We start from the raw sequence: 13,232 nt of genomic DNA, 5'->3' as shown, positions 1-13,232 counted from the left end.
AAGGTTGTTGGTAAAGAAATGATACGGATACTCTAATAGGATGATGAAAACATGAAACGTGCACGAATCATATACAATCCGACTTCCGGACGCGAAATCTTCAAAAAAAACCTTGCCCAAGTTCTGCAGAAATTCGAGCAGGCAGGCTATGAAACGTCATGCCATGCGACAACAGGGGAAGGGGATGCCGTACAGGCCGCCAGACACGCCGCTGAGCGGGAATTTGACTTAATTGTTGCGGCCGGAGGAGACGGCACATTAAATGAAATCATCAACGGACTGGCGCCGTTGGAACACCGCCCCAAGCTCGGAGTCATTCCGGTCGGAACGACGAATGACTTTGCGAGAGCGCTCGGCATTCCGCGCGAGGATATTTTAAAGGCGGCTGACACAATAATAGAGGGAGAAGCCCGTCCGATTGACATCGGCCGCGTCAACGGCCAATATTTCATTAATATTGCCGGCGGCGGACGCCTCACCGAACTGACATATGACGTACCAAGCAAATTGAAGACGATGCTCGGCCACCTTGCCTATTATTTAAAAGGAATGGAAATGCTCCTTCCTTCGCTGAGGCCGACCGAGGTTGAAATCGAATACGACGGCAAGCTGTTTGAAGGAGAAGTGATGCTGTTTCTCGTCATGCTGACGAACTCCGTCGGCGGCTTTGAGAAGCTCGCCCCCGACTCAAGCTTGAATGACGGCATGTTTGACCTCGTCATTTTAAAACGGGCAAACCTCGCCGAATTCATCAGACTTGTCGGACTTGCCCTCCGCGGCGAACATATCAATGACGAGCATATCATCTACACGAAAGCGAACCGTGTCAAAGTGACGGTCAAAGACAAAATGCTCCTGAACCTTGACGGCGAATACGGCGGCGAACTGCCGGGCGAATTCGAAAACCTCTACCGCCATATCGATGTCGTCATGTCAAAAGAAAAAGCGAGAAAATTGGATGATTGAACTTGGTCTAAAGAGCTGGCCAAGTTTTTCTTATAGCAGGTGAAAAAGATGAAACAAAAAGCCCCCGTTCAAAAAAATGAATATTACAATGTCGTATTTGAAGATTTAACACACGAAGGAGCCGGCGTCGCCAAAGTCGACGGCTTCCCGATTTTCGTGCCGAACGCGCTGCCTGACGAAAAGGCGCAGATCAAAGTGACCCGGGTCAAAAAAGGCTTCGCCTTCGGCCGCCTCATCGATTTGAAAGAAGAAAGCCGCTTTCGTACGGACGCGCCGTGCCCGATCTACAAGCAGTGCGGCGGCTGCCAGCTGCAGCACATCAATTACGAAGGCCAGCTTCTTTATAAGCAGAAGCAAGTCAAAGGCGTGCTCGAGCGAATCGGCAAGCTCGATTTAAGCCGGATCACTGTCCACCAGACCCTCGGCATGGAAAACCCGTGGAACTACCGAAACAAAGCGCAGGTCCCTGTCGGCGAAAGAGAAGGCGGTCTGATCGCAGGCTTCTACCAGCAGCGCAGCCATGAAATCATCGATATGAACGAATGCCTGATCCAGCAGTCGGAAAACGACCGCGTCGTTCAAGCGATTAAAGAGATTTGCGGCAAATACGGCATTAAAGCGTACAACGAAGAACGCCACAAAGGCTGGCTCAGACACATCATGGTCAGATACGGCGCCGTCACAGGCGAAATGATGGTCGTCTTCATCACAAGGACAAACGACTTCCCGCACAAAGCGAAAATCGTCGAGGAGATCACAGCGGCATTCCCGCACGTCAAATCGATCGTCCAAAACATCAACCCGAAAAAAACAAACGTCATCTTCGGCGACGAAACGCACGTCATCTGGGGAGAAGAATACATTTACGACACCATCGGCGGCATCAAATTCGCTATCTCAGCCAGATCCTTTTACCAAGTCAACCCCGAGCAAACGAAAGTGCTTTACGACAAAGCGCTTGAATACGCGGAATTGAATGGCGAAGAAACCGTCATCGACGCCTACTGCGGCATCGGCACGATCTCGCTATTTCTGGCGAAGCAGGCGAAAAAAGTATACGGCGTCGAAATTGTGCCGGAAGCGATTGACGACGCGAAACGGAATGCTGAGTTGAACGGCATTGAGAACGCTGAGTTTGAAGTTGGCGAAGCTGAGGTCGTGATTCCGAAGTGGTATGAGGAAGGCATTAAGGCTGATACGCTTGTGGTTGACCCGCCGCGCAAAGGCTGTGACGAGGCGTTGCTGCGGACAATTATTGAAATGAAGCCGAAGCGTGTAGTGTATGTGTCATGCAACCCGGGAACCCTGGCGCGCGATTTGCGGGTGCTGGAGGATGGCGGGTATGCGACGCTTGAAGTGCAGCCTGTTGATATGTTTCCGCATACGAGCCATGTGGAGTGTTGTGCGTTGATAAAATTAATTAAATAATTAGCAGAAGAGTCCGGGAATCGATAAAAAATTCTCGGACTTCCGTTTGTTTTTATTTCAATTCTTTCTATGTAAGTAAGCGGTGTAAAATATCAGGTGTTAGTTCTTAGAAATTAACGTATTCGTCAAGCTGTTGTTTTAGTTCAAGTAATGCTAATTGATCTTATTTAGTTTCAAGAGCTGTTTTCATTAAAAAAACGCTCAACTTTCATATGAATATCCTCCAAATTCATAAAGAGGTCTAGACCTAATTTTGAATAATTTCCTGTAATCTCAGTTGATTTTTAGTAGTAATTATAAAAATAATCTGAAAATCCGACTATATTTTACTTGGTTGTGAAGAGTATTCACATTAAACGGTGTGACGATACCAACTTTATAGTTCACAAAAGTAAATCCTCCAATTTTCTCTATTATTCTTAAAAATCCCTTATATAGATAAAAATTTTTCTGGGGTACTAGGTTTTTATAGTGCCTTTGGCTAATGGCCTTTTGTGCCCCCCCAAGAAAATAACAGGTGGTAGCCGGTGACCAGCAGTTGCGTGAGGAAAACCAGAGTACCTCAGCGAGGCGGACTGAAATTGTTATAGATAGCTAAAATAACTTTATAGTGGGGAGAAATCTCAGTTAAAAAACGCTACAAGGAAATTGGCACAATTGGTCTGTTCTTCTAATATACATATAGAAGTACTCTAATTCTGTTGGTATAATAGTATTATGAAATTTAAGTTTTTTGTAATTTGTATGGTGAATCCAACGATTTTACAAATGAGAGAAGGAGATAGATGTTGTATAGCACATCAGACAAGTCTTTAGTACATTGTAGTGTACCTCAGCAGATATTTTATCGAGCCGAAGAGTGTATGGGTGATGAAATTGTTGGGTCCCTGTTGTGCAAGGAAAACATATTGCTCTGTACACCGAGAAAGTACATATTTCCACATCTAGTATTGAGAGCGCTTAATATGGATGAAACAATGGGGTTTCAGAAAAGAGAGAATCCATCTAAAAGGGCGGAAATCTTGGTGGTAACCAATCGCTTAGAGATGCTGGCCTTCTTGGAGACTTGCCGTGTGAATGCGGAGAGGCTCTTTCAAATATGCAGTAATATTCATCAATATATTGGGTATTGCAATATGGGGGATACCTACTTTGCTCGAGTGTATTGGAGGCATATTCTTTACCATTACTACGAAGGCAAGTTACCCCAAGATGTTCCCTTGCACTACATATATCCTGTTGCATCAGGCTACCGCAAGTTTAATGCGCTTTCAAGGGGGAACAGAAATATATTGGGGAGGAAGGATAGTCAAAATCCCACAATTTATGTTACGGAGAATTTGGACATGCTCAATGAGCAGGAACATAGTTTTGATTATATTTTTGTGGATTGTTCTTACATTAAAAAGGGCTTATCGAACTTACCTAAGAGCACTTTGTTGTTCTTTGACAACCTTTTAGATGACCGCATCCCATATCTACAGAAAAGTGCTGTTAAGAATTATATAGTTGATGGGGATTGTATCCAGAATATTGATGAAAACGAAATACAGCAACCTATGATTAATATAGAAGAATTGCTACATAAAGTGAGCATTCATTCGCTGGATGTAGAGTATGTTAAAAGTAGTTTTGAGCAGGAAATTGAGCGACTAATCCACCTATTGGATAAATTAAGAAAGGGGAAATTTTCAAGATATGATACGAATGTTGCGGCAAAGCTGGTGTATATTTTAATCCGACTTCCTATCGGTGCTGGACTTTACGATTTAATTGCATCAATGCAGCCATATTGGGACACTGTTCTCGGATTACTCCAAGAATTAAAGGATAGCGAAAGTCGTTATGAAAATGATTCTTTTGAGGAAATGGTGTCATTATTTGAGGATATTTTGTACAAACATTCTCTTGACCGTTCTAACCCTAAGGGGGATGAATTGAAGGCATTCATTCTAAACGAAGTAAAGCAAGGCAAGAGTGTTTGTGTGGTCTCCAATAGTCGAAAGAACCAACTTGCTCTAAAAGAGTTCATCTCGTTGGCAATGGGAATGACAATAGAGGAATTGGCTGAATACGATTTGCAATTCTTTGTGTCTAAAGATATTTGGGCCCAAGATATTACTGTACATTGTGATTCTCTTGTCATGTACTCTGCAATAAATTTTAGAGATTTACAGTCATTGTTGAAAATTTCTTATAAGAGAGCCAAATTATATTTGTACAGTTCAGAAATTAACTTAATTACTCAAAAATTGAAAACGATATTGGAAGCGAAAAATTATGCATTAAGGCATTTTGTTCAGAACTCAACTCAACAGGATAGCACTAACTTTTATAGGTATCTCTATAATCGATTCAACAAGTTTGCTCGTCAGAAAGTCATTGGTTTAAATAGTGCTGCTGCTGATTTGTTAGAGAAGAGTACAACAGTGTCCCCTGCTGTTTACCGTGGGGAGAAGGATTATAAAGGTACAGATGCTGTTAAAGCAACTTTGGTTCATTTTACAGATGGAAGTGTATCCTTCTTTACAAAGAACAGTGCAGTTTATGTGCTAGATAACAAGAATAAACGAGTTACACATAAACATTTTCACGAAATAGGATTAAAAGACACTATTCTTTTTGTCGATAACGATGCTAGGAAAGATTTGTATAGGATATTCATTCAATCTGTTGACGCGAAGGACACTAGTAAACAAGCATATCTGTCTATTAAAAAGTGGAGAGAATTATATGAAGAAAAGTTTATGGAAAAACGGATGGACGATGATAGGCTTTTCCGATTGATGCGAACTGCAGGTTGGAATAAAACCACAAAATCCGTTCTGCGAAACTGGAGGACGGGATATAGCTATGGCCCTCGGGACAGGGAGGACATTATGGTATTGGGTGAGGTACTTGGAATAAATACTTTTGTGGAAGATGTCCAAACCTACTATAATGCAATGTCGAAAATTAGGGTGGAGCGACGCAAAGCTTCTAGAATTTTAAATAAATTGATTTATTCCTCAAAACAAGTTCTTGGTAATGAGGACTCAGCTATATTGGCCAGATACAATCTTACTTTAGAGCAGTTAAATGAATCGTTAGTTACCAAAAGCATTAAGGAAATTGTTTCAGACAGGATGTATTACATAAAACCTGCGGAAGTTGGCCTTTTATACAATGTAGATGCCAAGGAGTGACAGTATGAGTAAAGCAGAACGTGAAATGTACAAGAAAGTTCGCCGTATTATGGTTAGTGATTTAAAAAGGGATTTAATTGGACCAGCACATGACGAGTCTGATGTGATTTATGAAGCACCATCCCAGGCATATATTACGGGAATTTTATATCCTCTCGAATCCGAGGTAGAAACAGAAAAATCTTTAGAAGATGTTCAATTTGCTGACGTGTACGATGAACCTGAGTCGGGAATGGAAGAAGATGTGGAACAACAAAGAAATTCTGAACTTGAACAAGAAGCTGAAGAAGAGAAGATTACACCGAATAAGAAATTCAAGCATCAAAACTCTCTGGGAATAAGGTGCTATGTGCGAGAAACAACTGATCATATACGTGCATCAATCGCATGGGGGCGATACACATCATCTAAGAAATTTGATTCCGAAAGGAAAAGAGAAGTTATTTTATGGACACGTCAAATTGAGTGTTTTGAGGAGTATATTTCCTTGTCCTCATTCGATCAGAATATTGATATCCCTATTACACAGGAAGTATCACTTGTTGTTAGCAAAAAAAAGCTTTCAGGTACAGATGTATTCCTTGTTTCAGTTTTCCTTGTAAATAAACGAGTTGATAAAAATAGCAATAATGCCATGTTCCAGTGTGAGCTTACTCTAACTCATGAAGAAGGTAAAGGTATTTTCCTATGTGAAAACGAAGCAAGGAAGGATAAAAATGACTTTAGTGAGTTCCTATATCGGAATAAGCCTGTGTTTGCAAAAGGGTTTGGCTGTGCTGTTACCTGGAAAGCAGAGAGCAGCAACTACGCAAGTGAATTAAAGTCAGCCTTTATCCCAGAACATGAAGTCGAGAGTATGAGCACAGACTTACCGTACGATGAAAATTATGGTGAACTCCCTAAAGGTTATTTTTCCATTAAGCAATTTGCAGAGGCTGATGACCAACGTGAGACTATAGACAAGCTGAATAACCTAGCGAATAGGTATGAGAGCTGGATCAACAAGTTGCCTGTTGATAAGGTAGCAAATAAAGAAGCAACTGAGCGAGTTATTAAAGATTGTCAAGCAACTCTAACACGTATCAGAAGAGGCATTCAGCTGTTAGCGAACGAAGAGAATAATAAGGCATTTGTTGCTTTCAAATTTATGAATACAGTCATGCATACACAGGATGCCATGAAAAGATATTCTAGGAATAATAAGACCACCACACTCGAGACAGAGATACGCAAGGAAAATCTTGAATGGCGGCCTTTTCAGTTGGCGTTTATTTTGCTCAACTTAGAAGGGTTAGTAGATTTAAAATCAAAAGATCGTAAAATTGTAGACCTTCTTTGGTTCCCAACAGGTGGAGGAAAGACAGAGGCATACCTAGGCATTTGTGCTTTCCTATTGGGATATAGACGACTATTTGCTTCTACTAGCAGCGCCTATGAGCGTGATGGCGGTGTGACGATTCTTCTAAGATACACTCTCCGCCTTTTAACTACTCAGCAACGTGATAGATTAATGCGTATGATAAGCGCATGTGAGTATACACGTCAAAAAACCAATGCCTTTGGACAGTCAGAGTTTTCGGTTGGCTTCTGGGTAGGGGCACAAGTGACGGTAAATAAGCTAGATGACCTTACTGAGAACGAGTACTACCTTGACAGGGACAAGGTGCTGAAGGAATATGAAAAGATTGAAAAGCAAGTAATTGAATGCCCTTGCTGTGGGACAAAGGGCTTAGAGTATAAGTTTTTGCCAAGTAGAGACACCAAGACAAAAAAGACCGGAATTAAAATCTTTTGCACAAATGAGTCATGCTTCTTTTCAAAAACACATATCCCAGTCTACTTGGTGGACGAAGAGATTTATCGTAAATTGCCTACTGTGGTTATATCTACAGTTGATAAGTTTGCGCGGCTACCTTGGGATGAAAAGACCGCAGCTTTATTCGGAAAAGTAAATAGGTTTTGTGAACGGTGTGGCTATATTGCTGAGGGGGAAAAGCATGAAAAATCTCATCGAAACCCTAAGGCTAGTGTTCACGATGTTAAACCATTTTATCCACCAGAACTTATAATTCAGGATGAGTTACATCTCATAACTGGGCCACTAGGAACTGTGTACGGCGGGTACGAAACGGTTATTGAAGAGCTAAGTACAGCTCATGAGGGCGAAGATTATCTCAAGCCTAAGTACATTGCTGCGACTGCTACAATTAAGAATGCTGAGGTGCAAGTCGAAAAGGTGTTCGGAAGGAAACTCACACAGCAATTCCCGCCTCCTGGATTGAAGGTAGAGGATTCTTTTTTTGCGCGAGAAAGAAACTTAGATGAGTTTCCCTTCAGGCTTTATGCAGGTGTTTGTGTATCTGGTCACTCAATGAAGACAGTCCTATTACGGATATATGCGGTGCTACTTCAAACAACAGAGCACCTTTTGGAAGATGAAGAACTTTCAAAATATATTGATCCGTATAGAACCCTTGTTGGTTATTTCAACAGTATCAGGGAACTAGGTGGTGCAGTGCGTTTGTTAGAGGATGACATAAAAAAGAGAATTCAAACCCTGCAGAAGAAGTATAAGTACAGTAAGCAGAGATACATCAGCCGTAAGCCAGAACTCACCTCCCGTGTGCCATCAAGTAGAATTCCTAAGGTATTGGAGCAGTTGGAAAAGGAGATAGGCAACGAGGAACTAGATGTGGTTTTGGCTACTAATATGATTTCTGTTGGGATGGACGTTGACCGTTTAGGACTTATGGTAATTACAGGTCAACCAAAGCAAACTTCTGAGTATATACAATCATCTAGCCGTGTGGGTCGTAGTAAGCCAGGACTCGTAATTACTGTGTACAACCCTTACCGGCCTCGTGATATGTCACATTATCAGAATTTCAAGGGTTATCACCAGCGATTATACCATTTTGTAGAGGGAACTACAGCAACTCCATATGCTTCTAGGGCTAGGGACCGCTTTTTGCACGCTATTGCAGTTGCTTTGCTGAGGTTGAGCTATCCAGAGTTGGCAAAGAACTTGGATGCAAAGAATATAAAGGATATGGACTTGAACTATCTCAAGGATGTAGTTAAAAAGCGTGTATCCACTGTGGAATATCGAAATGTCTCGGATACTATGGAGCATTTGCAACATTTCCTAGACGAGTGGATCAGTCGGGCCGTATCGGAAGACAATTTGCAGTATTACTTCAATCCTAAGACAAGAAGCGCAAGAATAGGAAACCAAAGTCGTTTACTAGCACGTTTTTCTGAGGAGAAAAAACATGGCGGAAAGCCAACTCTCGATTCAATGAGGCAAGTAGAGGGTACATCTTCGTTGTATATCTATGAAGGGTGGAATAGCAGTGAAGAATGAAGTAGGGGAAGTCCGACCAGGGCAATTAATTACAACATACGGTCCAGGAGCAATTATGGATTCTGTAAATGACTCACTTGTGATTTTGGACATAAAGTATTGGACTAATCATAATAATAAGAAGATATTTGATAAAAATTTGATGAAGTTCCTAAAAAAGGACTATTTCAGGAAAATCCCATCTACGAAACACAAGGATTTGCCAGCAATTCCATTTCCAAACTACCATGTGTGTAGCAATGTAAAATGCTCACGTCTCTTTGACCTTAGAGATAATTTTGTAATGAGCGACTATCTTAAAGGTGGTCCCAAGTGTCCTGATTGCTCACGAAAGTCGTATCCTGCCCGTTTCGTGGTCTCGTGTCAAGAGAATCATTTAGATGATTTTCCTTGGAGATGGTGGGCGCATGGTAAGCAGGATACGGAATGTAAAGGAAAACTGCGTTTATGGAGTACAGGTAATACATCTAGTTTGGATTCTCTGTATGTAGAGTGTGAATGTAAAAAGAAGAAGAGCCTTCGAGGTGCGATGCAAGATAGTTCCTTTGAGAACTACAAGTGTACAGGTAATCATCCCCATAAATTAAATGAGAAGTCAAATTGTAACGAACCTGTAATTCCTTTGCAGCGGGGAGCTTCAAATGTTTACTTTCCAGCTTTAAGAAGTGCTATTGTTATTCCTAGCAACGCCAGTGAGGATAACAATCTTGATGATTTTTTTACTTCAGTTAAGGAAGTTATCAATACTTATGCTGACCTTATAGGTGAAAACTGGCATTATAAATTCTACAGTGATCGTTTAACCGGTCACAGTGAGTTCTCAGATGCTGAGGATTTCATCGCGAAGTGGACTGCATATCTTAATAGTAACGATTCAGAAGAAGAAATTGAGTATAATCAGATTAAGGAAGCTGAGTATAGGGCTTTTACTGCTTTTGATAGGAAGGTAAAGATGGGAGACTTCGAGGCGGAAGTTGAAACAGTTCCAGATGATTTTCAACCTTACTTCAATAGAATTGTAAAGGCTCACAGATTAAAGGAAATTCTTGTGCTTCTAGGGTTTATGAGGAATGACAGTCCTGAACCGGATGTCAATGAACCGAAGAAGATTGTATGGTTAGAGTCAGATGGGTATGAAAACTGGTTACCAGCAATTGAAGTGCACGGAGAAGGGATTTTTATTGAATTTAACCATACGACTATAAGCAAGTGGCTCGAAGAAAACAGTGAGCTTCCTAAGCGATCAGAGAAGTTTTCATCCTTGTACGCAAGTTGGATAGAGAGTAAAGGATGGGAAGTACGTGATGAAAAAGATATTGTGTACGTTATGCTGCATACATTTGCACACCTATTGATTAAACAGTTATCTTTGCAATCGGGGTACTCGTCAGTGGCGATTAAAGAAAGAATATATTGTGGAAAGAACATGGCTGGTGTTCTCTTGTACACTGGAAGTACTGATCAAGAAGGTTCCTTAGGTGGTCTTGTCGAAATGGGTAGTATAGATAAACTTCGGCCACTAATTGTAGATGCACTTGAAGAGGCCATATTCTGTTCTAATGACCCATCTTGTGCGAGCTTAGAGCCGAGTGAGGATAACCAGTTAAACGGCTGTGCCTGCTTTGCTTGTTCCATGGTTGCTGAAACTTCTTGCGAAACAGGAAACCGATTATTAGACCGTTCACTGTTGGTAAAAACAATAGACAGCAAGTACTCACCATTCTTTAAGGGGTTATTGTAGATGAGGAATCTGACTCGTTCGCATATGGTACTTTACCAAATTCAAAGCGTACTGAAGAAGTATGAGGAAGTTAGTGCACAAGATTTCTATGAGTCCTTAGATAAAGGGACTGTACAAAGAGAATTTGGAGTACGACCAGTCGATTTATCACGCTTAAGTATTTCCGAAGAGCAGTTTTCAGAACTGCTCTTGCTTTTTAAGCTCTACAGTGAGCAGCAACAACAGAGTAGTATTGAGTTTGTTGCAACAGTTCCAAGTGAAGTAGACGTTAGGCTTAGAAAAACTATTGCTGTCATTAGAGAAATGATTCACGGTGCACAAAATACTATCCTTGTTACAGGATATGCAGTGTCAGAGTATGTAGATGAAATTATGGAAAGGGTTTTAGAAAAGGCACTTGCTGGAGTTAATGTTGATATTTTTCTTGACCGGAATTCCCAGACTGATCGCTATATAGAAAACATAAGAGGGAGAAATCTTCCGAGTAACTTTAATGTGTATGTATATAAAGGTTCTCAAGGATATTCATCTCTGCATGCAAAAGTAATTATGGTTGACGAAGAAAAAGCCTTTGTCTCATCCGCAAATCTTTCCTATAATGGGATAGTAAATAATATAGAGATAGGTACATTGGTTGGCGGAGAAAAAATTTTGGTAATAAAAAATGTTCTCCTAGAATTGGTTAAGAATAATTATTTCGAAAAAATTATATGGTATGCATAGGGAGATTGAAAATGATTGTAATTGATTTATTTTCTGGAGCGGGAGGGCTGAGTGAGGGATTTCATAAGCACGATTTTAAAATTGCGGCGCATGTTGAAAAAGAATACTGGGCGTGTGAAACAATTAAAACGCGTTTGTTTTACCATTTTCTAAAGGCACAGAACGATTTAGAATTGTATCACGAATACTTAAGGGTGTCAGACAATTACCGCAATATTGAACAATCGAGAGCTTTTGTCTTTCAACGTTATCCTGAGTTAAGAGAGAAGCTTGAGATGGAAGTACTAAATCGGAAGTTTGGCAATCCCCATAATGACCCAACAGCGACTTCTTCAACACAGATGATACAACTTATTCAGAATTCGTTACAGTATAGCCGTGCTACAAGTGTAGATTTAATTATTGGTGGACCGCCATGTCAAGCATACTCTTTGGTTGGGCGAAGCAGGATGAAAGATAGTGTAGGTAAGGACTCAAGAAACTATCTATTCCAGTATTATAAAAGAATTGTCGATGAGTTTAAACCCAAAGCGTTTGTGTTTGAAAATGTTCCGGGGATACTTACTGCTAAGCAGGGGAAGGTGTACCAAGAGATTAAAGAGTCGTTTGATCAAATTGGTTACACAGTGTTATCAGGAACAAGCCAAGAAGACAGGAGTAATGTAATCGATTTTGCTGATTTTGGTGTACCTCAAAGAAGAAAAAGGGTTATCTTGTTTGGCTTTCAAAAGAAATTAAATTATGAGTACCCTAACTTTGAAAGACATAAATTATCTTGGAATAGTCCTTTAACCACCCGAGATGTTATTTCAGACCTACCAGTCTTGAAGCCAAAACAAGGTCATGATCTTCGACTTTTCGAGTATGATACGACACAGGGTGTTGATCAATTGTCGCCTTATGAACTGATGATGAGAGAGGACAGTATTGGATTTACTAATCACTTTGCAAGACCTATTAAAGAGCGTGATGCAGAAATATATCAAATTGCTATAGAACATGCCACCCAAGGAAGACAAATCAAGTACAATGAGTTGCCCGAGAGATTGAAGACACATAAGAATGAGAAGGCATTTCTAGACCGATTTAAGGTACATTGGTGGGATATTATTCCACACACTGTAGTTGCTCATATATCAAAAGATGGTCATTATAACATTCACCCTGACATTGAACAGTGCAGGTCTCTAACGGTAAGAGAAGCTGCCCGGATACAGGGTTTCCCTGATAACTATAAGTTTGAAGGTCCGCGTACCGCTCAGTATACGCAGGTCGGAAATGCTGTGCCACCTCTCATGTCTGGAGTAATTGCGAGAGCAGTGAAAGATGTTATTAATGGTCACCATTAAAAGACTGACTAGTAATTCTTGTATCTGCAAAAGTAGATGTTTCATGAAATTGGAATAGACCTAGTAACGTGACTTAAACTTGTTAAAAGAGTTTTCTTATTGAAAAGATGAAGTGGTACTGGAAGACACTTAGCCTTTTGGCGAGTGTTTTTTACTATGTAAGAGTAAAATAATCCCCACCAGAATTTTAGAAAATGAGAGAGGAGACGACAGGATCTTATGAATGAGATGTAAGTAAGGAACGGACACAAGAATATTTTTGGATTGTGACTGATTCTTGGTCTATCTTTTAGTGGTTTTAATAATTCATCTCTAGTATGAAATGTTTGTAATTGAAATCAAAACAAGGAGCTCTAAAAATGAGTTCCTTGTTTTCAGGTAATTAATTGTACAATGCCCCTGTGCAATAGGAAGTATTAAATTGAGTATTCATTTGAAATAACGAAGCCCGCCTTGATTCCTTATGAACTCCTCTG

General features: G+C 40.6%; 7 protein-coding genes. All 7 read left to right on the top strand.

Translation table 11 applies throughout. The annotated features are described in order from the left end of the window. Positions 1-51: 51 nt before the first annotated feature. Positions 52-966 (top strand): diacylglycerol kinase, encoded by a 915-nt coding sequence (locus ACVC9U_RS15765; protein WP_075755340.1) that lies wholly within the window; start codon positions 52-54, stop codon positions 964-966. Positions 967-1,014: 48 nt separating this feature from the next. Next, positions 1,015-2,394 (top strand): 23S rRNA (uracil(1939)-C(5))-methyltransferase RlmD, encoded by a 1,380-nt coding sequence (gene rlmD, locus ACVC9U_RS15760; protein WP_441391283.1) that lies wholly within the window; start codon positions 1,015-1,017, stop codon positions 2,392-2,394. Between the two features lie 785 nt (positions 2,395-3,179). Continuing rightward, positions 3,180-5,579 carry a DISARM system-associated protein DrmE gene (drmE, locus tag ACVC9U_RS15755; RefSeq protein WP_256700788.1) on the top strand — a complete coding sequence of 800 codons (2,400 nt, stop codon included), beginning with the start codon at positions 3,180-3,182 and terminating at the stop codon, positions 5,577-5,579. Between the two features lie 4 nt (positions 5,580-5,583). Then, positions 5,584-8,943: a DISARM system helicase DrmA gene (drmA, locus tag ACVC9U_RS15750; RefSeq protein ID WP_020450479.1), complete on the top strand. Its 3,360-nt coding sequence runs from the start codon at positions 5,584-5,586 to the stop codon at positions 8,941-8,943. Beyond that, positions 8,915-10,684: a DISARM anti-phage system protein DrmB gene (gene drmB, locus ACVC9U_RS15745; protein WP_073411831.1), complete on the top strand. Its 1,770-nt coding sequence runs from the start codon at positions 8,915-8,917 to the stop codon at positions 10,682-10,684. The genes drmA and drmB overlap by 29 nt, the downstream gene beginning before the upstream one ends. Continuing rightward, positions 10,685-11,407, top strand: a complete 723-nt coding sequence (drmC, locus tag ACVC9U_RS15740; RefSeq protein ID WP_075755346.1) for a DISARM anti-phage system protein DrmC — start codon at positions 10,685-10,687, stop codon at positions 11,405-11,407. A gap of 11 nt (positions 11,408-11,418) precedes the next feature. Continuing rightward, a complete protein-coding gene (locus ACVC9U_RS15735; RefSeq protein ID WP_075755348.1) occupies positions 11,419-12,756 on the top strand; it encodes a DNA cytosine methyltransferase in 1,338 nt (445 codons plus the stop codon). Positions 12,757-13,232: the final 476 nt, after the last annotated feature.

This window comes from Bacillus sp. GM2 (genome assembly GCF_056155945.1).
Note: the sequence above shows the minus strand (reverse complement) of the source record. Positions and strands in the feature narration are given on the sequence as shown.